This window comes from Syntrophotaleaceae bacterium, from assembly GCA_041390365.1.
In the GTDB taxonomy this organism is placed as follows: Bacteria; Desulfobacterota; Desulfuromonadia; order Desulfuromonadales; family Syntrophotaleaceae; genus JAWKQB01.
In genome coordinates this window covers 631,753-654,662 of sequence record JAWKQB010000001.1, presented here as the reverse complement: position 1 = coordinate 654,662, position 22,910 = coordinate 631,753, and the positions used below count along the sequence as shown (strand labels likewise).

Below are 22,910 nucleotides of genomic sequence, written 5' to 3'. Positions count from 1 at the left end.
CGCTTCATGTTGATATACTCGCAAATTCGATCCGTCATGCCCGAGTGGGTCTATCGGGCATCCCTAATTTCAAGGACTTTATAAGCTGGATTCCCGATCAAAATCACTTCGGGAATGACTTTTTCCAAAACCATCAGATTGACCACCTTAGGATTACTAAATGATGGTGGAACAATTCGCCGACTGCGTGATGGTCAACGTAACCGTTCCCATGAAAGGGCGGCAGGTCCTGCATGTGGACGGGGTTCTCCGAAACTTCTCCCCTCCTCACCTGGAAATCCAGTTTCCCACCCAGCCCCTGCCTCTTGAGGCGATTGATCCGGGCGGAAAGTGGCGGGTCACTTTCGATAAGGGAATCGCCTTTCTCACCGCCTGGGCCGATCTCGTCCGGGCGATCCAGCCCAACCTTGTACTGCTCTTTGTCACCAATTCCGAGATCAGCTCCCATGTTCGCCGCGATTACCGTATCGATACAGAAATCTATCTTCGTTACTGGCAGGGCGGCGAAGGCCGTCACAGGCAAAAACCCCAGCGGGCCAGGGTCAATCTGAGCGGATACGGAATCAGCTTCCGGACGACAAAATCCCTGCCTCCCGGGGGTCTAATGGAAATGGAGATGCATTTGCCGGGAGCGACACTGGAAACGGTTCGATGTCTGGGCAGGGTCATCAGGACAGTGGAAAAAAGTCCGGGGTTTCTGGAAACGGCTTTTGAACTGGTGAATCTGCAACCGGACGACCGGGAAAAGATAACTCATTTCTCCATGACCGAACAATTCAAGGCCATGCAGAACAAAAACCGCATCTTTGCTTCAACCTTGCAGGATCCGGGGGAAAGTTCAATAGAATAAAATCGGAAAAATCTTGGTTTGGACGCGGATCAAATCTGATGTTTCGCATGCGCGGATCCAGCCAAACCAAAACATTAAGTTTTTGGCTTTAAGCCGTATCCGCGTTCATCTGCGTTAATCTGCGTCCCAATTTGCTTTTGACCTAAAGTTTTTTCAAGCCGAAGCCACTGCAAGATTGCCGGGATATACCAGATGCAGATCGCAGAAATCGGTCTCATTCCTGGTCGCCACCTCACAGCGGTTGCGACCTTTGCGCTTGGCGGCATAGAGGGCAGAGTCGGCGCCGGCGATCAGCAGATCGGGAACCAGTTCCTCGTAATGTTCAGCACAGTTGATGCCGATACTCGTGGTCACCGAAACCTCTAGCTTTAGCTCAGAGATCTGGCGCCGTATCCTTTCGGCAACCAGCTGAGCGCCGGCCAATGGCGTTTCGGGAAGAATGATCGCAAACTCCTCGCCGCCATAGCGGCAGACCGTATCGGCAACGCGACTCTGATCCCGCAGTGCGGCAGCCACATTGGCAAGCACCCGGTCACCCACCAGATGACCGTGGTTGTCATTGATCTTCTTGAAATGATCCAGATCCACCAGCAACAGAGACAGCGGCAACTTGGACCGGCGGCTGCGGGCAATTTCCTTCTCCAGGGTGGCATCGAAGTAGGCCCTGTTGTAGAGGCCGGTCAACCCGTCACAGAGAGCCATGCGGGCCAGCTGACTCCGGCTCATGCACAAACCCTGAATTCGTTGACGGTTTTTCAAGTGCCAGCGGATCTTGGCGGTAATCTCCTCGATGGCCGTCTCCCGGGTCATCCCGTCACTCGCTCCACTTTCCAGAGCTCGGATCAGCAGGTCTCGCTTGCCGGGGTGAGAAAAAACCACAACAGGTATATCCCGCCATTCCGGTTCGTCCTTCATAAATCCGGTCAGGATTTTCAGATGGCGCATGTTCTGCTCCGTCAACCCGCAAAAAACCATATCCACAGGGTTATCCTGCAGCCATCGAAGCGCCCTGCGGTCGTCAGCGCAGTAGAGCTTGCGCTGAAACTGACGGGTGGCATCAACTATCTCGGCAACACTCTGCCTCGCCTCGGGGGTTTCCCCTATGATCAGTGCAGTATTTGGCATTTTTTTCTCCCGACAGGTCAACTGAAGGTTTGTTTCTTTACTCATGGTATCGACCCAAAACCCTGAAGTCTTTAGTCAAAAGGACATTTTATTCGGCTAATTTGAAAGGATTTTTTCGGGGTCGGGGTTGATATCGGTATCGGGGTCGAAAAGGTTTTTGAATATCAAAAAAACCTAAAATCCGACAACGGCAACGACTGTGATACCGATACCGATACCGATATGACTTAAGAAAGTTTGTGTACCGGTCGAAAAGAATCCATGAATATTATCAACCCTATGCTGATCATCCGCTCACTGCCCCCGGCAGCCAATGCCGTTGCGACGGCCGAAATGCGCCAATACGGGCTGCAGCCGGGGCAGCTTGTGCAAGCCACTGTTGCCGAGGGTGGATTGAACAGCGTTGTGCTCGATCTCAACAGCCAGAGACTCGCGGCCAAATCCGAAATCCCTCTTCAAACCGGCCAGCAACTGCGATTAATGGTCGAGGAATCGAGCCCTCAACTCAAGCTTCGTCTGGTGAAGGATTCCCTGGTGGAGCGCCTGACCCATGCCATACATCTTCTCGAGGAAAAGTGGGATCTGGCCCCCCTTTTGGCGAAGTTGTCAAAAAGCCCCGAAGCCAAAACTCCGGCTCTTGAAAACCTTCTCTCTTTTTTTTCCGGATTCGAGCCTTCTGCCGAAAAAGGCCTCTCAGGGGAAAGTCTGAAGGCGTTGATTGCCAGGCTAGGGTTGAGGATGGAAGCCGACTTGGCGGAGGGTTCCGGCAAATTTGATGCAGACAATCTGAAAAGCGCCCTGCTCAACATCCTGAAGCATGATGGTGAAGGGGATCCGGAGCTTTCCGAAACTGTCCACCGAGCGTTGCAGAAAATTGAACTTTTTCAACTCTGCAATCTTCGCCTTGGCCAGGAAAATTCCTTCCTGATTCCTCTGCCGCTTCCTTTCGTGGAAAACGGTTTCATGACGGTCGAGGATGGCGGACGAAGCAGGGGATCGATTACCGGACCCGACAAGGTCTCTCTGTTTTTGACACTCAAAAATCTCGGCAATCTCCGCATCGACATGCTGCACGAGCAGGGAAAGCTTTTTCTTCGCTTTACCTGCGCCTCGCAGGACACAGCCGATTTTGTTGCCGGGTGTGAAAAGGAACTTCGCTCCATTCTGACGGCACTGCCGATCCAGAATGCCTCTTATTGCTCCGGCGGGAAAAATTTCGACAATGAACTGATTCGACGGGTGTTGACGGACGAGCAGAAACTGTTGAATACGAGGGTTTGAAAGGTGGGGGCTCGTGGCTCGTTAACCGAAAACCTTCATAGACCGTCAACTAGTAACCAGCAACGAGCAACTAAGGTTTTTAAATGACTGAAAATAAAACTGAAAAAGCCGTCGCTCTGAAATATGAAAAGGGCAGGAATGCCCCCACGGTGGTCGCGGGAGGCAAGGGACCGATTGCCGAAAAAATCCTGGCTGCGGCCCGGGAGGCGGGCGTCGAGGTGGTTGAAGATCCTGATCTGGTGGAACTTCTGGCCAAGATCCCTCTCGGCGCGGAGATCCCTCCGGAGCTTTATCAGGCCGTGGCGGAAATTCTGGCCTTCGTCTATCGGATCAACAACCGATATGGCGGTGATTCGTCTTAACGTCAAGCCTTACAAAGAGTCCCCTCACTCCTCACTCCTCACGGCACCTGCCTCGTCCCATTCCCGGTCAATGTCTTCGTTGAAGAAGCAGAATCCCCTGCGGCCCCGGTTCTTTGCCGTATACATGGCGATATCGGCCCGTTTGAGCAGAGTCCCCGCGTCGCCGCCATCGATGGGATAAATGGCGATTCCGATGCTTGTGGTAACCTTCACCTGCTCCCCTTCCAGTGAAAACGGCTGATTCAGGGTCTCCAATATTTTCTGGGCGACAAACTTGACCTCGCCGGTTTCTCGAACACCAGGCAGGAGAAGGACAAATTCGTCTCCGCCGAACCGGGCGATGGTATCGCTTTTTCGGATGCTGTCATCCAGTCTCTGACCAACCTGCTTGAGCAGCAGATCGCCAAAGGCGTGACCACGCAGGTCATTAACCTCTTTGAAACCATCCAGATCCAGGAAAAGCAGGGCCAGCTGCCGTTTATCCCGCTTGGCCTGGACCAATGCCTGCTCCAGCCGGTCCAGCAGCAGCATCCGGTTCGGCAGACCGGTCAGGCCGTCGTAATAGGCCAGCTTGTGCACGGCTTCCTCGGCCTTTCTGCGGACCGTAATGTCCAACAGCACACTTTGAAAATGGGTGATCCTCCCCGTCTCGCTGAATCTGGGCCAGGAACGCGTTTCCACCCAGCACACCTCCCCTTCACCGTTGACAATGCGGTATTCCTGGATGAGATCGACGGTTTTCTCTTCCTCCTGGTAACGGGTTATTTCGGCGGTCACCCAGCCAACATCGTCGGTATGAATGATCGAGTTGAACAGTCGTTTCTTCGAATGAAACTCCTCGGCCATAAAACCGAGTTGCCGGATGTTTTCCGAAACATACTCAACGGGCCAGCCCGTTGTCGCCTGCCACAAAAAAACCACCGTGGGGCTGTGATTGATAATCATCTCCAGTTCCTTGCGCCGGGCAGAGGCCCGACGCAGTTCTCTTTCGACAAAAGATCGCCGCACGATCTCCCGATCCAGTTCTTCCCTGGAGGCAGTCACCTGTTTCAGATTGCCGACCATGACGTCAAAGGCTTGTGACAGCTGGCCTATTTCATCCCTGGCGTTCAAATTCATCTGGACGTCGAGCTCCCCCTGGCCGATTTTGTCAAAAACCTGAATGGCTTTCTGGAGGGGCCTGCTGATGCCGCGGGCGATGTAGAAACTCAGGGCCAGTGCAAACGCGATAATGGCCATTGTGACCAGGTTGGCCCAGTTGATCATCTGGGAGAAGGCTCCCGTCATCCGCTCCCGGGCTTCGAGGTAATCATCTTCGTAGGCCGTGGCCATGATGACCCAGTCCCAGGGCTCGAAATAGGTCACCGCCGCCAGTTTGAACCGTCTGTCACCTTCTGCAGGATTTTGCCATGGGTACCTGTGAAAAAATACCGGGATGGTCCCGCCGTCCCGGGGCACCTCAAGGGTCAGGGCTTTTTCGATGGCTTGTCCAATCCCATCGACCATGTCGACAGGCATGGAGGAGGCCAGAACATTCTCATTGTCCCGCGACCCTTTTTGAGAAATGATGTAGCGCCCTTGCTGGTCCCCTTTTCCGCCGAAAACGGCTACATAACCCAATTTACCGATCCGGATATCCATGATGCCCCGCCGCAGGCTGGTGACACTCTCCTGCTTCTGCCCCACAAACAGGGCGCCAACCACCTTTTTCCGGGAAGGATCCCACAAAGGCACATATCCGGTAAGGTACCAGGCATTGACCACATAGCCCCTGCCCGTATAGGTCTCTCCCTGCAAAAGTTTTTCGATGACCGGGTTGGAAGAACCGTCCGGATTGAATCGGGGAATGTAGGTACCGATGGCCCTTTTGCCATCGGAATCGGGAACACTGGTTGCCACCCGTATCATGTCTCCGGTTTCATTGACACGCTGAAACAGAGTACAGGCCGTCCCCAGCATGGCTGTAACTTCATCCACAACCGGCACCGCCTCCTCAAAACGGGTGGTCTGTCCAACCCAGCGGCCCCCGATAAGCATTTTAGGCAGAATGACTTTCGAAGGTTTCCCCGTATACTGGTTGATTGCTTGCCATGTCACCGTATCTCTGCCAAAAGAGATGTTTCCCATCCGCTTCAGAGCTGTTTCGGCTACGATCAGCCCGTGCCCAAGGCGCTGCTCGAGGGATTCCTGCATGATGCGGCACATGAGATAGACATCCTGGGCCACTTTCCCCGTTTCGCTCTGAATCAGCTGGTCAAGCTCAGCTCTTACATTCTCTGTAAGGACATTTTTTTGACGGAAGGCGATAGCGACAATTGACAAGGCTGTCAAAAGAACCAACACCAGGACCATGCTGACTATCTTCGTCTGGATATTCATGGGACTACCTGTGCAAACTGCTATAGAAAAATGGGGACCTGCGAGAGGTCGCACAACTTTACCGACCGAACCATGCAATTTTCATGGAATGCCAATCCAGGCTGACGGGAATGACACCTCCTTCGCCAATAGTTTACCCTTGAAACAGTCAAAGCTTTTTACTATAGTAAAAGCACGAATAAACTCTCTACCCTGCCCGTGAGGTTGGTAAGCCCTAGCGGTATACTTTTTATTTCGGGAAGACTTCAGGGGGGCGGTGAGCCAGCCCGACTCGTATCGGGACGCCTGATGCCCCCACAAGGTTTCCCACCTTACTAGGCTCGCTTTTGAGGCCTAAAAACCCACGGCAGGCGTGGAGAGAACCCGTCAAAAAGCGTCGCTGAACCGGCGCTTTTTGTTTTGAGGAAAAGATGACAATTTCTTCCGATAGAGAACTGGTGTCAATCCTGCCTTCGCGCCCCCTGCAAGATCCTCACCTTGACAAGGAGCCCGATTCCGATGTCCACCGCCTCAGCATTCGGGGCAAGGAGATCCTTTTGGTCGGAACGGCCCATATTTCCCGTGATTCCGTCGATACCGTTCAACGCGTGATTGAAGAGGAAAGACCGGATACCGTCTGTCTTGAGCTGGATCAGCAGCGCTACCAGTCTTTGGTCGAACCCGACCGCTGGAAGTCCCTCGACCTGGTCCAGGTCATCCGCAAAGGGCAAGGCGCCTATCTGCTGGCAAACCTGGCCCTCTCGGCCTTTCAGAAAAAGATGGGGCTGCAGACGGGTGTGAAACCGGGAGCCGAACTGCTGGCCGCCGCTCAGACAGCGGACAGGTGCGGTATTGAGGTTCGTTTGATCGATCGGGATATTCGCACGACCCTTCTGCGGGCCTGGCGTAAAACCGGACTATGGAAGAAAATGAACTTGCTGGCGGCACTTTTTGCCGGAGTCTTCGAAACCCAGCAGGTTGACGAAGAACAGCTGGCCCGCCTGCGCCAAACCGACACCCTGACCGCCATGCTGGATGAAATGGGCGAAATTATGCCGCCCGTAAAAACCATTTTGGTGGACGAGCGGGACCACTACATGGCCCACCAGATATTGGAGTCCGCAGGGGAAAAAATCGTTGCGGTGGTGGGAGCGGCTCATGTGCCGGGCATCATCCGCCGCCTCGGTGAAGAGAACCTGCCGGATCCGTCCGAACTCACGATCATCCCGGACAAACCCCTTTATTCCAAAATTCTGCCATGGGCTTTCCCGGTCATCGTGCTGGCTCTGTTCGTGGTGGGATTTTTCTTTGCCGATCCCCGGAAACTGACCGACGCCGCCCTGGCCTGGGTGCTGGCCAACGGCCTTTTCGCCGCCTTGGGCACAGTAGCCGCCCTGGGTCATCCCCTGACCGTGATCTCGGCCTTCATCGCGGCTCCAATCACTTCGCTCAACCCCACCATAGGCGCCGGCTTCGTCACCGGCCTGGTCCAGGCTTTTGTCGCCGCCCCCACGGTCAACGACCTGGAAAACGTCAACCAGGATCTGGCGTCCCTTCCCGGCTGGTGGCGCAATCGCATGACCAGGGTTCTGCTGGTTTTCCTTTTCTCCTCCCTCGGCTCCATCGCCGGCACCCTGCTGGCCTTCCGCTGGCTGGCGGAGTTGATCTGAGATCCACAACAGCTAAACTCAATTCGGTTGCCTATATCATTTCATCCATCTGTATTCCGGATCTCGAGACCACGAAGGGATATTTGATGTTGCATATTCCGGCACCAGAGGCATCCCAAAGCTCTTCCACAGGAGGAAAAGGGCTTATACCTTGCTACGGCCGCGGCAAGGAATAATCGGAAGGCGTGCAGAGGCTGCCCCCCCTGGCGAAACGCTTTCGCCATCTCATATTCATAAGCGCCTTTTTCCAGTTTTTTCAAACGCGGCACGACTGTCATCTTCTCGACAATGGGTGCAAGAGAACTGTTTGCCTCGGAAATCGTTTTCCCGGAGGACAACAAGGCTGCCTTCTTCATAATATAATCGCAGATCAGCGCAGCGTATTCCGGATTTGTTCTGCTTTCGGAATCCTTTAACCGGCGGTAATAGATCAACGGTTCTCCGACATTTATGAGCCTTGCCAGGCTGGCGACATTCATATACATGTCACAGTCCTCGACGCTCTTGAGAAGAGTATTATAACCGCCTGATTTTAAAAGCATGGACCGGCGATGAACAGATCCCGGATGCAGAATCATGTAATGTCCCGCCAGCACCTCCGATGTCACATCCCCCTTTTTTTTGCAGTACTTTACCTTGCCCGTAATAAGCCCGTTTTCGGTCATGATCACGCCCCCTCCGCCCACCGACCCGGCTTCGGGAGCTTCCTGAAAAACCGCCACGACCCTTTCCAGCCAATGGGGCATGGCTATGTCGTCACTGTCCAGTATCGCAATCAGTTCCGATCCGGCTTCCCTGAGTCCCACATTTAAGGCCGCGGGACGCCCTTCGTTTTTTTTAAGGGGGATGACCCGTATCCGAGGATATTCTTCCGCCAGCTTGTAGGCCAAAGCCAGAGAACCGTCCGTCGAGCCGTCGTCAACCAGAAGATGCTCCATCGGTTGAAAGGTTTGAACGGAAACGGATTCAACCGTTTCACGGAGGAAGCGCTCGGCGTTGTAAACGGTCGTGAGTACTGTTACGGATATGGAAGTCATTGATACCAGGCTTATTTTTATGTTGGCACAAACAAAACCCGCAAAACGAGCAGTAAAATACCATTCTCGTGAATTTTTAATCAAGATAATTAATTTAATTTTTTAAACAGGGGTAAATCGAGGGAAGTCATGACTGGAGGATGCATCAGGGCAGGTGATTCTCATTGTCGATATGGCGAACTTCCGAGGCCAGCAGAGCTCTTGTTTGGGAAGGCATCTTGTTCAGCACCAGCAAGAGCTCCTGATCCCTCTTGTAAATATCCTTGCGGAATTGGACATCACCCCTGGAGTCCACCCAGGCTGTCTGATAAAGGATATGAACCGGCAACCGATCTGGAATATCGACCCTTTGCGGCCGCTCGGCCGCCATCGCCTTCAGGATGCGCTCTTCATTCCAGCCCCTTTGCTCCCTTAAAAGGTAAGCAGCCAGTTCTGCAGGCCGTTCCAAACGTATGCAACCCGAACTGAAGACCCTCTCTTCCCGTTTGAACAGGTTCTGTTCGGGTGTATCGTGCAGGTAGACGTCGAAGCTGTTGGGCAGCATGAATTTGACCCGGCCCAGCGAGTTCCAGGGCCCCGGTTTCTGACGAAGCATTCCGGGGAAATTATCCGCGTTGATCAACTCCCAATCGAGGGTGGAAGGATCGATCACCCGCGTGGGGAAATCCTTCCAGGAAACAATCTGGTAGTGATAAGCCGCCAGATATTCGATATCCGCCTTGATCCTGGGGAGTTTTTCCCGGCGCAGTATGGAGAGAGGCACATTCCAGTAAGGAGCGAAAACCAGGTAGCTGAGACGGGAGGAAAAAACCGGAGTCCGGCGTTTGGTCATGCCGACTACCACGGCCATCTCCAACACCTGGCGGTCGCCCTCGATCACAAACAGCCGGAAGTCGGCGATGTTGACCAGCAGGTGGCGGTCGCCGAATTCATCGGGAAGCCAGCGTGCCCGCTCGAGGTTGAGCTCGATCTGACGGATTCGCTCTTCAACGGAAACATTGAGTTCGGCCAGTGTATCCGGACCGAAAACCCCATCCGCCTTCAACCCGTGTCGACCCTGAAAACGCTGCAAAGCAAGGGCCGTCTCCTCTTCTAGTACCGGCGAATCCTGGTTTTCCCCGACGGGCAGATCTCCCACCTGGACCAGGTGACGCCTCACCCAGGGAATCCTCCAGTCATTTTCACCGCGTTTGACGGTTTTCCCCTCGGGGATCTGCGGCCAGCCGCCCGCCTGGGCCATTTTCCGGTAAAGGTCCAGAGACTTTCGCAACTGAATATAATGGGGATTTTTCGGAGCCGCTTCCATCAGCAACCCGGCCGGCTTCCCCTGACGAAGCCCGTCCCGCAACAGTTCAACCACGTCCAGGGATTTCAAAACGGCATGCCACTCTCCGGGATAAACAGACGAGGGGGTTGCGCGACCCCGAACCAGATGATCGGCATATTTAAGGCAGGCATTGGTCAGGAGAATGTCAAGCCGGGCCAGACAGCGCAAATCCCATAAATATCCATAGGACGGCAGGACCTGATTCAGGGCCCCTAAGACGGTCAGTGTCGAAACCTGATAATCCTCCGGATCCAAGCCTTCATTGGACGCCGCCCGCAAAAGGCTCAACAGCCGGCGAGCCTGTCCGTTGAGCTGACGTCCCTCGAGCCAGGCCGGGAAATAGTGCCGCATGCGGTAGAACTCCTCCACCCTTGGGTGAAGGGGGACAGGGGTCCCGTCGAGGGCAGACTCAAAGGTGGAGGTGTTTTGCTCTAAAAGTTGCCGCAGTTCCGATGCGACCGGCGAGAGATCGACTTGCGCTGCGGCCGCCGGTAACGCAAATAACCAGACCAGAAAAATCATTCCGACCCTAACGGATATTTTCCAGACCAAACTCCTCATCCTGTTGCCGATTCCTTTTCTGGTTAATCCCTCAGTTCATTAAAGTATAACCAAGTATATCGTCAATTGAAGCCCTGAAACCCGAATTTTTTAATACCAAAAACGTAACGTTCATCTTACGACTTTCGCTGCGCGTTTTTAAGCTCCCACGTTCATCAGTTACATTCCACCTCGTTGTCGTTCTCGTAATCGTTGTCGAAATTGGATCCATTTTCGATTACGACGCCGACAACCGTTACGCTTGCGCTCCATTGACAACGAGCGGAGCAGTCCTCACTCCTCACGCGTTTCACCTTACCCACACCGTTTGGATATTCACGAACTCCCGAATACCGTAGGCCGACAATTCCCGGCCGTAGCCGGAATCCTTGATCCCGCCAAAAGGCAGGCGGGGATCGCTCTTGACCATGCCGTTGACAAATACGGCTCCGGCCTCGATACGGGCCGCCAGATGTTCGGCCCTCAAGGAATCCTTGTCCCAGACGGAACCGCCCAGGCCAAAGGATGTCTGGTTGGCCAACTGCAGAGCGTCCTCCACATCCCGGGCCCGGATCATGGCCGCCACCGGTCCGAACAGCTCCTCATCGAAGGCCGGCATGCCCGGTTGCACTCCCGTCAGGAGAGTGGGCGGGTAGAAAAATCCCGGTCCTTCCGGCAACACTCCCCCCAGAATCAGGTCTGCACCTTGCAGCACCGAGGCCTGAACCTGGGCATGCAGTTCCTCCCGCAGGTCTCCCCGGGCCATGGGTCCGACTTCGGTCTCCTCGTCGAGGGGATTCCCGGTTTTCAGCGAAGCCATCGCCCGGCGGAGATGCTCCACAAAGGCATCGTAAATATCCCCGACAACGATGAACCTTTTGGCGGCAATGCAGCTCTGCCCGGCATTGATGCACCGTGAATGAGCACCCACGGTGGCGGCTTCGCCGAGATCTGCGCCCGGAAGAACCACAAAGGGATCGCTGCCGCCCAGTTCGAGCACGGTTTTCTTCAGCATCTCCCCCGCTTTCGCAGCCACCTTGCGCCCGGCCTGCTCGCTTCCGGTAAGGGTGACGGCGCGCACCAGGGGATTTGCGATCACCTGATCCACCGAGCCGGATCCGATCATGAGGGTGCGAAAAATATGGTCTGGAAAACCGGCCCGCCGGAACAGATCCTCGATGGCCAGGGCGCAGCCGGGAACATTGGAGGAATGTTTCAGTAACGCTCCGTTCCCGGCCATCAGGGCGGGAGCGGCGAACCGGAACACCTGCCAGAAGGGAAAATTCCAGGGCATCACCGCCAGCACGACCCCCAGCGGCCGAAAGGCCACATAGGAGCGGGAGGCGTCGCTGGGCAGGGATTCCGGTTGCAAATAGGAGGAAGCCTGTTCGGCGTAGTGTTCGCAAACCCAGGCGCATTTCTCGATTTCACCCCGCCCCTGACTGACCGGCTTCCCCATTTCCTGGGCCATCAACCTTGAGTAACGCTCCTTTTCTTCGCGAAGCAAAAAGGCCACTTTGCCCATCAGGATCGCCCGGTCTTCCAAACTGATTTTCTTCCATTCATTTGACTCTTTATGGCAGTTCTTAATAATTTCCTTTATATTTTCCTCGGAAATTTCTTCGTAACGGTTATTTATCCTTTCGGTTGTCGGGTTGATCGATCTTATCGGCATGCTTCATCCTTTCCTGGCCGTACTTGCTCGGGCTGACCGGCAGCCCTCGTTATCATCTGTTATCATAACAACCCCATCCTTACGGAATGATTCATAAGTTGAACCAGCTTCGTTTTTCTGCAATAGTATTTCTACCCATTTTCGTGAAAGGATCTTGTGTGGACTGGAAGGCGTTTTTCGACCGTCTGGGACTGGACGGTACCCGTTGGCAATGGAGAATCATGCGCTGGGAGCGCAATATGAAAACTTTTTTCAAGCAGGGAACTCTTCCCGGAGGTGAAAGCCTCAATGCTACCAAAATCATCCTTGCGCTCAACCTCATCTGGTTTTCCCTGATGATTCTCAAGGGCGCCGCCGCCGGTCTGGGCCTCACCCCCCTGATGGCGCCCCGCATCGAATTGCTGCTTCACTTCGGCGCCCAACTCTGGGTCCCTCTGGTTCTGAATGATGGCCAGTGGTGGCGCTGCCTGACCTACGCCTATACCCATGCAGGCCTGATCCATCTCGGCTTCAACATGCTTGTACTCTATCAGGTCGGCCCCTTAATCGAAAGGGAGATCGGCACTCCCCCCTTTATCACCCTCTACACCCTGACCGCTTTGACGGCGACCCTTCTCGGTTTTTTCTGGCACCCAGGAACACCGGTTGTGGGCGCATCGGGATCGATTTTCGGCCTGATCGGTTTTGCCGTGGCCTATTTTCACCGCATGGGTCCTGTGGGCCAGGCGCTGCGCAATTTCATGTTTCGCTGGGCGGTCTTCGCCTTTATATTCGGCCTGCTGGTCGGTGCCGACAACGCCGGACATCTTGGCGGAGCGCTCGGCGGTGCCGCCTTCGGCCTGCTGCTGCCAATGAGCTTTCGCGGACGCCAGGCCAGCGCCAAACTGTTTTTGAGCCTGGCCGTCCTCTGCGCCGGAGCCACTATCGGCAGCCTGGGATGGCAGGTTGTTTACTGGTTTATTTGAAAGTTTGAAGGCAAACATCCGATACCGATACCGATACCGATACCGATTTCGAAAAATCCAAATCGAAATCGGAATCGAAATCGGACCTTAGCCTTTAATTTTTAACATTTTAAAAGATAACGTTATGGCAAAAGACAAATTCCCCGTCACTCCCGCTGTTCGCCTGCTGCGTTATAAAAAAATTAATTTTATCGGACATTTATACGATTACGAAGAGCATGGAGGCACCGCCGTCTGTGCCCGTGAGCTGCATGTCGACGAGCATGCCGTTATCAAAACACTGATCATGCAGGATGACCGCGGAGAACCCCTGGTGGTCCTGATGCACGGCGACCGCCAGGTGTCCACCAAATCCCTCGCGCGGGCCATGGGGGTGAAACAGATTACCCCCTGCGACCCGGCTGCAGCCAATCGCCATAGCGGTTATCTGGTCGGAGGCACCTCGCCCTTCGGCACCCGCAAACATCTGCCGGTCTACATGGAAGAATCGATACTCTCCCTTCCGGTCGTCTATATCAATGGGGGCAAACGGGGCTTCCTGCTCGAGATGACTTCTCAGGATGTGCAGCAGGTCCTCCAGCCGACACTTGTCCAAGCAGCCATGGACCCCTGATCTTTTTTCAGCCCCTCACCCTGTATACTGGAATCAAATCGATTCCACCGGAGGCAGCATGTCGGATTATCGCTATTCACCGCTTTTAACCGATCTTTACGAGCTCACCATGTTGGCCGGATACTGGAAAAACGGCATGCATGAAAAGCAGGCCGTATTCGATCTTTTCTTCCGGAAAAACCCTTTTAAGGGCGGTTATGCGGTTTTTGCCGGTTTGGCCAACGCGCTTGCCTATCTTGAAAAACTTCGTTTCAGCCGGGAAGATCTGGACTATCTGAAAGCTTTGAATATTTTTACCCACGGTTTCCTTGATTACCTGGAGTCCTTTCGCTTTTCGGGCAAAATCGTCGCTCCCGCCGAGGGCACCGTAGTTTTCGCCAACGAACCGCTGGTAACCGTGGAAGCGCCTCTTGCCGAAGCTCAACTGGTTGAAACCGCGCTGCTGAATATGGTCAATTTTCAGACCCTCATCGCGACCAAGGCGGCGCGCATCGTACTGTCAGCCGGGGAAAAAGGCACGGTGATCGAATTCGGCCTTCGCCGCGCTCATGGGCCCGACGGGGGGTTGAGCGAAGCCCGGGCGGCCTTTATTGGAGGGGCCCGCAGTACCAGCAACACCCTGGCCGGTCAAGTTTACGGTATCCCGGTCAAAGGCACCCACGCCCACAGCTGGGTCATGGCTTTCGACGAGGAACTGGAGGCTTTCCGAGCCTATGCCGAAGCCTTTCCCGATAGCTGCATCCTGCTGGTGGACACCTACGACACTCTGCAGAGCGGCATTCCGAACGCCATCACCGTGGCCAGGGAATTAAGGAACAGAAATCATGAACTCCTCGGGGTGCGCCTCGACAGCGGGGACTTGGCCTACCTGTCGAAAGAAGCTAGGAATATGCTGGATGAGGCGGGATTTCCGGAGGTTAAAATCGTCGCCTCCAGCGATCTGGACGAATATGTCATCCAATCCATCCGGGAAGAAGGTGGCTGCATCGACATCTACGGGGTCGGGACCCAACTGGCCACGGCGGGGGGCCCGGGAGGAGGAGCCCTTGGCGGCGTCTACAAGCTGGTGCGTTGCGAAGACCAGCCGAAGTTCAAGGTCACCAGCGACATTGCCAAAGCAACCCTGCCGGATCACAAACGGCTTCTGCGCGCCATGGAGCCCGATGGACAATTTTCCATCGATATCATCTGCCTCGAAGACGAGACCCTTTCCCCGGCCGATACCGTCTACGATCCCACCAACCCTTCTCGGCACAAAAGCCTGCCCAAAGACGTCACCTTCGAGGACATACGAAAAGTGGTCATGGAAAACGGCAAACCCACCCTGCCCACAGAAAGTCTTGAAACCATGGCCGACCGTTGCCGGGATCAGCTGCAGCGAATGCCCAACGGTACTCTGCGATTGATCAATCCCCACACCTACAAGGTCTCCATCAGCCCGGGTCTGAACGCCCTACGCAACCGGTTGATGGAACCTTACCTTGAGGATTAGCCGTAGGGTGCGGGTCTCAGACCCGCACCAGGACCCACCGAGATTCTTACCAAAGGGCAGGTCTGAGACCTGCCCCTACGCCTAACCATACCCTTGAAAATTGACAGAGGACATGATATAGCCCGATGTTCCATACCATAACCAGCCGATTCCGGGCCCCAACCAAGGAGCAAACAATGACAACCGAAAAAGCCCCCGTGGTTCATCTAAAAACATCATATGGGGACATCACCATCGAACTCGACCCTGTCAACGCCCCCGGATCATCCGAAAACTTTTTGCGCTATGTTCAGGAAGGGTTTTTCGACGGGACCATTTTTCACCGCGTTATTCCCGGCTTCATGATCCAAGGCGGCGGCATGACCGCCGATATGTCGCAAAAACCGTCCCACGAGCCGATTCGAAACGAAGCGAACAACGGCCTGAAAAACCTGCGCGGCACCATCGCCATGGCGCGCACCCAGGTGGTCGACAGCGCCACCAGCCAGTTCTTCATCAACCTGACCGACAACCACTTTCTTGACCATCAGTCTGAAACGGCTGCCGGCTATGGTTATGCGGTTTTCGGTAAAGTGATCGATGGCATGGATACGGTCGATGCCATTGCCAAGGTGTCCACCGGCCGTCGCGGTTACCATGAAAACGTACCGGTGGAGCCGGTCGTTATCGAAAAAAGTAGGATTGTGGACGAAAAGGGATGAGGGCGAGGATTTCAATCGAAATCGGGATCGAATCCGGGCCTTGACTTTGAAGCCTGGTTTTATGCAAAAAGGCCAACACCCGATTTCGATTTCGATAGCGATTTCGATTTTGCAAAACCGCAAACCAGAATCGGCTTCTGTCAACCTTTCATGCCGATAACGAATTTAAGATAACGCCCTTCCGGGAACGTTACACTATAGGGAAAGTCCTCCCCCTGTCCGGAGGTGGCGAGAATCCGCAAGTCGCAGCCGGCGCGCAGAGCGCCTCGACGCAACTCCTTGAGGTAATCCGCCCAATCGACCTTCTGGTGATTGGAAGAGGTGACCAGCAGCCCTCCGGCCGGCAGCAAATCGAGGGCCAGGGTCACCAATTCGGCCGTTCCTCCCGTTGTGGTGAACCGGCTTTTGCCGACGGTAGAAAAGGAAGGCGGGTCCATGATGACCAGATCGAACCGGTCTTTTTTGCGGACCAGTTCTTCCAGGACAGTAAAACAGTCGCCGAGAATAAATTCATGGCGCTTGGGGTTCAGTCGGTTAGCCGCAAAATTTTCCCGGGCCCAATCCAGATAGCCTGCCGAAGCATCCACACTGGTCACCCGGGCGGCCCCCGCTGCGGCGGCCACGGAAAAGGCGCCTGTGTAGGAGAAAAGATTCAGGACTGAACCGCCCCGGATCCGCCCCATAAGATCCCGGCGATTGTTTCGTTGATCACAGAACAGCCCGGTGTTCAGACCGGTTTCGAGTTCAACCAGGAAATTAAGTCCGTTTTCCATCACCTGGAGTCGACCCGGCGCACCCCGCCCCGTCAACAGGCGGCTGCAACGCTTCCCCTCGTCGGCCAATTCCCGGGTCTGCTGGGGACGGTGCTTGACATAAATTCCGCGGGGCTTCAGAAGCTTGTCCAGAGTATCGGCGATCATGGTCAGGTGGGGTTGCCAGGACCGGCAGAAAAATTGCACCATCAGGTGATTTTCGTAGCGATCAACGGTCAGACCGGGAAGACCGTCGCCTTCGGCATTGACCAGGCGATAAGCGCTGGTTCGGTCCAGGTCCAAGGTCCTGGTGCGCAGATTCAGCGCCCGCTGGATCTTCTCAGCCAGCCATGCTCCACCAAAATTCATGGGACCACGCTCCAGCACCCGGGCGACAATCCGATCCTTGGGATCGAGCAGAGCTGTGGCCACCATCTGCCCGCCGGCGTCGCGCAGTTCGACAAGGTCCCCGGGACGACCCGAAGGCCAGGTTTTGGTGTAACGGTCTGCGATCACCCATGGGTGACCAAGCTCCAGCATTTGAAGGGTCTGAGGGCCTATTTGAAACATATCTTTTTTCATAACGCTATCCTATGTGGACAGGAAACAATCAGCTTGTAAGGCCAACCGGCGGGGGCCATTGTAACCGTCCGGTCATTTTCCGCCAAGTCAAAAGGATCTGCGGAACCTCCTCAGAGGTGTCAGAGAACCGTTCCTCCTCCCCGGGAGCCGGAGCAAAAACCAACGCCCGCACAGGTCAAACCTTTCGGGGTCCACGGTCGGACTATTTTTCGGAGACAATACGTGACTGATCAGCCTCAATCCGGCGCCGAACGCCATATCGAAATGATCATGCAGCAGCTGGATCCTTCCTCGGATCGCTATCGGGTCCTGGACGTCGCCCGCCGATTCAAATCCTCATGGGTGGAATTGGGGGAAGAGCTGCTTCAGGTCAGCCGCAACAACCTGTATCGGCAATGGGGTTACGACAGTTTTCAGGATTACTGCGCCCGGGAAATCCATATCAAACAGCCGACGGCTCAAAAACTGACCCGCGCCTTCCAGTACCTGGCCAAGGAAGAGCCCGAACTTCTCTCCCGTCGAAAGGAGCTGAAACCCCTGCCCGATTACAGGACCATCGACCTGCTCCGTCAGGCGAGGGAAGAGGAGGATTTTTCAGGGGAGCAATATGCCGAGTTGCGCCGGGCCGTCCTTGAGGAGGAGCGCAGCCATCCCGCCGTCCGCAGGCAATTCAAGGAAATGTCCAGGGCAAATGCCAACGACCCGGCGGCTGAATATCTTCAAGCCTGCAGATCGGCCCTGTCCGCGGCGCGGCGTCTGGCCGGATGCCTTGAATCTCTGGAAGACCTGGCCGGGCCCTGTCGTGAGTCCATCGCCGAGCTGATATCGAGGCTCGAAGACCGGGTCCAGGCGACTTCCCTGGATGATTCCGAGGTGGGTTAGAATCCGCCATGCAGGGGCAAAAACATCCAGTGTAAAATAGCGCATTCCAGGACTTCCCAAACCTTTTTGTTCATGATAATGTTCGCCGACACAGGGCTTTTAATGGATCCAACAACACCGGTACGGAATGGTATAATGGCTTCAGCCCGAGGCTTCATGAACAGGGCCGCCGGGAGCAAGAATCTCAGGAGAATTTGATGCCGAAAAACTTCAAAGACAAGGTCAGGGAACAGTTCAGTCGCACCGCTGAGGGCTATGTGAAAAGCCCCGGATTCGCCTCCAGCGACGACCTGGCCGAAGCCGCCCGGCTGCTCAAACCGACCGGTGACGATATTCTACTGGATGTGGCCTGCGGCGGAGGGCATACCGCCCTTTACTTCGCTCCCATGGTGAGAAGCGTCGTGGCTTCGGACCTGGCGATGCAAATGCTGAAAAAAGCCCAGGAGTTCATCAGTGAAGAGGGTGGTGTCGAGAACGTCACCTTCCGCGAGGCCGATGCCGAAGACCTGCCGTTTCCGGCCGGTGCCTTCACCCTGTTGACCTGCCGTATAGCTCCGCACCACTTCCCCGACCTGCCCAGGGCACTGCAGGAATTCCACAGAGTTCTCCGTCGTGGCGGGCGCATGGTGATCATCGATACCATGCTTTCCGACGACCCCGAAATCGCGGAATTCCAGGAAACCTATGAAAAACTCCGTGACCCGACCCACCACCGCGCCTATACTCGACAGGAGTGGGAAACCATGGTCAACGAAGCAGGCTTTATCCTTCATGAAACAAAAGAGTTGAGAAAAACCCATGATTTCCACGAATGGGCAAGACGGGCCGGCTTGAATCGCATCGGAGTGCAGGAACTGAACAAGTTGTTCATCGAGGCCGGAAGCAAGGTACAGGACCACTTCGAGGTGGAAACCTTTGCGGGAGAAGTGGAAAATTTCACCGACGTCAAGATAATGATCTACGCCAGTCGTCCGGAAAAAAAGGCTGCACCCCCCAGCGAAAAAAGTTAAGTTGCGCATCGGCGACGGAGAGCCCTCATGCCCCCTGCCCGCCTGCTCAAAACGGCCTTGCCCTTAATTCTGCTCCTGCTGGTGCTTTTCGCCTCACGGCTGAGCTGCGCCTTCTGCTTCGAAGAAGCCGGACGGGAGTACCATATTTCCCCCGAACTGCTCTGGGCCATCGCCAAGGTTGAATCCCAGTTCGACCCCGCCGCCATCAACTACAACAGCAACGGCTCCTACGATTTCGGCGTTATGCAGATCAACTCCTCCTGGGCCCGGCACCTCGGACTGAAGCGCTGGGCCGCCCTCGGCGACCCATGCTACAACGTCAAGGTCGGGGCCTGGGTGCTGGCCGACTGCCTGCAGCGCTACGGTCTGACCGAAGAGGGGATCGGCTGCTACAACGCCATGGACAGCGGAAAACGGAGCGTCTATGCCGGCAAGGTGCTCAAAGCCCTGAAACAGGCCCTCGCGGAGAGAGGGATGTCTACAGATTTGCAGCCAGTTGAGATAAAAACGTCCGCCTCCATCACTCCCCGATAATCTTCACCAGCACCCGCTTTTTCCTCCGCCCGTCGAACTCGCCATAAAAGATCTGCTCCCAGGGACCGAAATCGAGTTTGCCCTCGGTAATCGCCACCACCACCTCCCGCCCCATGATCTGCCGCTTCATGTGGCCGTCGGCGTTGTCTTCGCCGACATTGTGACGATAACCGGAGACCGGTTCGTGCGGCGCGAGTCTTTCCAGCCAGCGGTCGAAATCCTGGTGCAGGCCCGATTCGTCGTCGTTGATAAACACCGAGGCCGTGATGTGCATCGCATTGCAGAGCACGAGACCTTCCCGCACTCCGCTCTCCTTCAGACAGAGCTCCACTTCCGGGGTTATGTTGATGAACCCTCTGCGTTGAGGCAGGTTGAACCAGAGCTCCTTGCGATAGCTTTTCATACGCTCCTCCGAAGATTTTTTTCTTTAATATCAAACACTTAACCTCAAAACTTGCATTAAGGCCGCCAACTGTTATATCTTAAGGTACTTTCGAGCGGGTTGCTCCTGTATCTTGAAAGGCGAGGATGAAGAATCTGATACTGAAAATAGGCCCGATGTTCGCACTGGCCGCCCTGGTGGCGGGAGGGTGCAGGCAGGGGTCGTCAACGGCTTCCAGGGAATCGGAATTTTCCTACTCGTCGGTTCCGATCATCGCCCCTGCCACTTGCCATGACTTGAGGACCTTCATGGCGGGCAACCGCTACCACTGGGACAACCTGGATCAGGGAGTGCCGCCCTTCATCATGGCGACTTTGCCTCCCGATTTTCAGGAACTGAGGGAGGTCAAGGAAAAGAAACGGCTGTTTTACCTCTCCCTGCTGCCCATGGTGCTGATGGTCAACGAGGAGATCCGTCATCAGCGACAGGAAGTGATAACCGCCCTGGATCATTATGACGCGGGCCTGTCCCTCACTGCGGCCCAGCACCGCAGCCTGCTGAACAGCAGCCGGGAATACAACGTTCAGGGCAATCCCCTGCTCGATCCCCTCGCCCGCCGGAACCTGCTGAAAAGGCTCGATGTGCTGCCGCCCTCCATGGTTCTGGCTCAGGCCGCCAACGAATCGGCTTACGGGACGTCCCGCTTTGCGCTGGAAGGAAATAACCTCTTCGGGCTATGGACCTACGCCTCGGGGACCGGGATGGTTCCTTTGGACCGCTCCGCAGGCGAGACCCACGAAGTGCAGCGATTCCCCACTCTTTATGACTCGGTCCGTGCTTACATGAAAAATCTCAACTCCCACCGGGCCTACGGCTCACTGCGCGAATTGCGGGCCATGCTGCGCGATAAGGGAATGGGGTTGCGCGGCATCGATCTGGCCGCAGGACTTCGACTCTACTCCACCCGCCGCGACGATTACGTCCGGGAGATCCGCTCCATGATCCGGGGCAACGATCTGGCACGGCTGGCCTCGGTCCGTCTGCAGAAACCCGCCCCCTCCGTCGGCCTTCTCCCCGCCGAACGCAATTTCCACCACCTGCTCGCCGCGACAAACTGATTGAACCCCTTCAGTCCGCAGTCACAATCTCTTCCTTGACCTTGACCCGCAAAAACTTCCGGATCTGATTTCTTGCCCGCGGGGTGACCGCCCAGTCGAGCCATTTGGGCAGTACGGTCGGGGTGGAACTCCGCTCAATCTCGACCTGGTCACCGTCCAGAAGACGGGATTTGAGCTGCCGCGTCTGCCCGTTGATGCGCGCCCGCCAGGCATACAACCCGACCTTTTCGTGAATCGCAAAGGCGAAGTCGAGGGCGCTGCTTCCCTCCGGCAGAGTGCAGATATCCCCCTCGGGAGTGTAGACCTGAATGGAGGCCGAAGCCAGCCGCAAACTCTCGGGGTCTATGGCGGATTCCCCCTCGAGCAGGGAGCGCATCAGCTCCTGAAAATTGTCCCGGCGAAATTCGAAGCCCGGGGTCAGTACACCGGATTCGTTGAATCGCGCCAGCTTGCGGGTGGTGATCTCAACCCGCAGCCGAAGCTCCCCGGCCTGCACCGATGTTTTCAGGGACTGATAGCCGAACTGGGACGGGACGGTGAGATGATCGCGCAGTTTTCCGGGAATCGGATGATAGAGGCTGTGCAGCACGCCCAGAGCCAGGTAGGCCTCCATGGTGCGGTCGACCTGAATCTCCAGGGTATACAGGGTGGGCAGACCGCGGCTCATGGCCCGGGCCGCCGCCACCGAGAAGGGACGCCAGCGATCCTTGAGAGTGGCCGGCAGTTTGTGGTGTTCGAAGGCCTGCGAAACGGCGGAGCGGACCTTGCGAAGACTGGTTTCCACCTCTGATCTGAGGGCATTGATGGTTCTCTGATAGCGATCGGCCCGGCCGGGATAGAGGATACGCAGCGACAGGGCCTCCAGATTGACGGCCACGTTCCCCATCCCGAGATGGCGGGCCAGTGGGACATAAACCGACTTGGTTTCTTCAGCGATCAGGGCCTGTTTTTCGGGGTCGAGAGCCTTGATGGTTTCAAGATTGTCCATACGGTCCCAGAATTTCAGGCACAAAACCCTGACGTCCTCGATGGCCAGAAGCAGCTGCTTGCGGTAGGTTTCCGCCTTGAGGGTTTCACGGCTGAGTTCCCCCCCGCTCACCTTGGTCAAGCCGTTGACCAGCAAAGCCACCTCTTCCCCGAACAGCGACTCGACCTCCGCCAGGGTGACCGGTGTGTCCTCGACCACGTCGTGGAGCAGGCAGGCAATGATCGAGGCGAAGTCCATCCAATGGCGCGCCGCCATATGGGCAACCCTCAATGGATGGAAAAAATAAGGCTCACCCGATTTGCGGTATTGTCCGGCATGGGCATTGCGGGCCATTTCAATGGCCCGGTGCAGGGTTGTTATGCCCTCGTCCAGAGCCTCTTCGCTCAGACCACCACCGTAATGGGTGACCAGCAATTCCATGATCTCATTGATCATTCGCCGTTCTTTTTTTTCATCGCCTGCCGGCAGATACATAAAACCTCGATCAAATTTGGTGGTGGAAGTTTCATCTTAGACAAGAAAAGGATGCCCGGCAAGGCTGTTTTTAAAACGATTGAAGCCGAGGATGTTTTGACTGGCACCTGCGGCAAACCAGGGGCCCTTTGCCATTATCGTCATCAGGAGCCGCATGGGGCACCAGCTGGGTCAATTGACATGATTCCGGCA

General features: G+C 55.6%; 20 protein-coding genes and 1 other RNA gene. 13 read left to right on the top strand and 8 right to left on the bottom strand.

Annotation, left to right across the window (positions count from 1 at the left end; genetic code table 11):
- Nucleotides 1-160 precede the first annotated feature (160 nt).
- On the top strand, nucleotides 161-850 hold the full coding sequence (locus R2940_03110; GenBank protein MEZ4598761.1) for a PilZ domain-containing protein: 690 nt from the start codon (nucleotides 161-163) through the stop codon (nucleotides 848-850).
- Between the two features lie 153 nt (nucleotides 851-1,003).
- Here R2940_03110 and R2940_03105 read toward each other — a convergent pair whose 3' ends face one another.
- Nucleotides 1,004-1,975, bottom strand: a complete 972-nt coding sequence (locus tag R2940_03105; GenBank protein MEZ4598760.1) for a diguanylate cyclase — start codon at nucleotides 1,973-1,975, stop codon at nucleotides 1,004-1,006.
- A gap of 261 nt (nucleotides 1,976-2,236) precedes the next feature.
- Here R2940_03105 and R2940_03100 point away from each other — a divergent pair, with 261 nt between their 5' ends.
- Nucleotides 2,237-3,256 carry a hypothetical protein gene (locus tag R2940_03100; protein MEZ4598759.1) on the top strand — a complete coding sequence of 340 codons (1,020 nt, stop codon included), beginning with the start codon at nucleotides 2,237-2,239 and terminating at the stop codon, nucleotides 3,254-3,256.
- 83 nt (nucleotides 3,257-3,339) lie between these two features.
- Nucleotides 3,340-3,618 carry an EscU/YscU/HrcU family type III secretion system export apparatus switch protein gene (locus R2940_03095; GenBank protein ID MEZ4598758.1) on the top strand — a complete coding sequence of 93 codons (279 nt, stop codon included), beginning with the start codon at nucleotides 3,340-3,342 and terminating at the stop codon, nucleotides 3,616-3,618.
- 24 nt (nucleotides 3,619-3,642) lie between these two features.
- Here R2940_03095 and R2940_03090 read toward each other — a convergent pair whose 3' ends face one another.
- A complete protein-coding gene (locus R2940_03090; protein ID MEZ4598757.1) occupies nucleotides 3,643-5,997 on the bottom strand; it encodes a Cache 3/Cache 2 fusion domain-containing protein in 2,355 nt (784 codons plus the stop codon).
- A gap of 181 nt (nucleotides 5,998-6,178) precedes the next feature.
- On the opposite strand from R2940_03090, the gene ssrS reads away from it, so the two are divergent.
- Nucleotides 6,179-6,360: non-coding RNA, 6S RNA (ssrS, locus tag R2940_03085), on the top strand.
- Nucleotides 6,361-6,407: 47 nt separating this feature from the next.
- Complete coding sequence (locus R2940_03080; protein MEZ4598756.1) at nucleotides 6,408-7,646, top strand: TraB/GumN family protein; 1,239 nt, start codon at nucleotides 6,408-6,410, stop codon at nucleotides 7,644-7,646.
- 41 nt (nucleotides 7,647-7,687) lie between these two features.
- On the opposite strand, the gene R2940_03075 is transcribed toward R2940_03080, so the two are convergent.
- The 3 genes from R2940_03075 to R2940_03065 form a co-directional block, all read right to left on the bottom strand.
- Nucleotides 7,688-8,683, bottom strand: a complete 996-nt coding sequence (locus R2940_03075) for a glycosyltransferase family A protein (protein MEZ4598755.1) — start codon at nucleotides 8,681-8,683, stop codon at nucleotides 7,688-7,690.
- Nucleotides 8,684-8,828: 145 nt separating this feature from the next.
- Nucleotides 8,829-10,532 (bottom strand): L,D-transpeptidase family protein, encoded by a 1,704-nt coding sequence (locus R2940_03070; GenBank protein MEZ4598754.1) that lies wholly within the window; start codon nucleotides 10,530-10,532, stop codon nucleotides 8,829-8,831.
- Nucleotides 10,533-10,860: 328 nt separating this feature from the next.
- Nucleotides 10,861-12,225 (bottom strand): NAD-dependent succinate-semialdehyde dehydrogenase, encoded by a 1,365-nt coding sequence (locus R2940_03065; GenBank protein MEZ4598753.1) that lies wholly within the window; start codon nucleotides 12,223-12,225, stop codon nucleotides 10,861-10,863.
- A gap of 158 nt (nucleotides 12,226-12,383) precedes the next feature.
- Here R2940_03065 and R2940_03060 point away from each other — a divergent pair, with 158 nt between their 5' ends.
- From R2940_03060 to R2940_03045, 4 genes are all read left to right on the top strand, one after another.
- The gene (locus R2940_03060; protein MEZ4598752.1) at nucleotides 12,384-13,190 is read left to right on the top strand and encodes a rhomboid family intramembrane serine protease; all 807 of its coding nucleotides are present in this window, start codon (nucleotides 12,384-12,386) and stop codon (nucleotides 13,188-13,190) included.
- Nucleotides 13,191-13,314: 124 nt separating this feature from the next.
- The gene (gene ybaK / locus R2940_03055; GenBank protein ID MEZ4598751.1) at nucleotides 13,315-13,803 is read left to right on the top strand and encodes a Cys-tRNA(Pro) deacylase; all 489 of its coding nucleotides are present in this window, start codon (nucleotides 13,315-13,317) and stop codon (nucleotides 13,801-13,803) included.
- A 58-nt stretch (nucleotides 13,804-13,861) separates the two neighbouring features.
- Nucleotides 13,862-15,295 carry a nicotinate phosphoribosyltransferase gene (locus tag R2940_03050; GenBank protein MEZ4598750.1) on the top strand — a complete coding sequence of 478 codons (1,434 nt, stop codon included), beginning with the start codon at nucleotides 13,862-13,864 and terminating at the stop codon, nucleotides 15,293-15,295.
- Nucleotides 15,296-15,471: 176 nt separating this feature from the next.
- Nucleotides 15,472-15,996 carry a peptidylprolyl isomerase gene (locus tag R2940_03045; protein MEZ4598749.1) on the top strand — a complete coding sequence of 175 codons (525 nt, stop codon included), beginning with the start codon at nucleotides 15,472-15,474 and terminating at the stop codon, nucleotides 15,994-15,996.
- A 140-nt stretch (nucleotides 15,997-16,136) separates the two neighbouring features.
- Here the strand turns inward: R2940_03045 and R2940_03040 are convergent, their stop codons facing one another.
- The gene (locus R2940_03040; protein MEZ4598748.1) at nucleotides 16,137-17,330 is read right to left on the bottom strand and encodes a class I SAM-dependent rRNA methyltransferase; all 1,194 of its coding nucleotides are present in this window, start codon (nucleotides 17,328-17,330) and stop codon (nucleotides 16,137-16,139) included.
- A 222-nt stretch (nucleotides 17,331-17,552) separates the two neighbouring features.
- On the opposite strand from R2940_03040, the gene R2940_03035 reads away from it, so the two are divergent.
- The 3 genes from R2940_03035 to R2940_03025 all read left to right on the top strand — a co-directional run bounded on the left by R2940_03035 (nucleotide 17,553) and on the right by R2940_03025 (nucleotide 19,756).
- The gene (locus R2940_03035; protein MEZ4598747.1) at nucleotides 17,553-18,212 is read left to right on the top strand and encodes a hypothetical protein; all 660 of its coding nucleotides are present in this window, start codon (nucleotides 17,553-17,555) and stop codon (nucleotides 18,210-18,212) included.
- Nucleotides 18,213-18,409: 197 nt separating this feature from the next.
- A complete protein-coding gene (locus R2940_03030) occupies nucleotides 18,410-19,222 on the top strand; it encodes a class I SAM-dependent methyltransferase (GenBank protein ID MEZ4598746.1) in 813 nt (270 codons plus the stop codon).
- Nucleotides 19,223-19,249: 27 nt separating this feature from the next.
- Nucleotides 19,250-19,756 (top strand): lytic transglycosylase domain-containing protein, encoded by a 507-nt coding sequence (locus tag R2940_03025; GenBank protein MEZ4598745.1) that lies wholly within the window; start codon nucleotides 19,250-19,252, stop codon nucleotides 19,754-19,756.
- Here the strand turns inward: R2940_03025 and R2940_03020 are convergent.
- Complete coding sequence (locus tag R2940_03020; GenBank protein MEZ4598744.1) at nucleotides 19,743-20,159, bottom strand: secondary thiamine-phosphate synthase enzyme YjbQ; 417 nt, start codon at nucleotides 20,157-20,159, stop codon at nucleotides 19,743-19,745. The genes R2940_03025 and R2940_03020 overlap by 14 nt on opposite strands.
- Nucleotides 20,160-20,284: 125 nt before the next feature.
- Here R2940_03020 and R2940_03015 point away from each other — a divergent pair, with 125 nt between their 5' ends.
- Nucleotides 20,285-21,256, top strand: coding sequence for a glucosaminidase domain-containing protein (locus R2940_03015; GenBank protein MEZ4598743.1), 972 nt, complete (start codon nucleotides 20,285-20,287; stop codon nucleotides 21,254-21,256).
- 10 nt (nucleotides 21,257-21,266) lie between these two features.
- Here the strand turns inward: R2940_03015 and R2940_03010 are convergent, their stop codons facing one another.
- Nucleotides 21,267-22,679 (bottom strand): HD domain-containing protein, encoded by a 1,413-nt coding sequence (locus R2940_03010; GenBank protein ID MEZ4598742.1) that lies wholly within the window; start codon nucleotides 22,677-22,679, stop codon nucleotides 21,267-21,269.
- Nucleotides 22,680-22,910 lie beyond the last annotated feature (231 nt).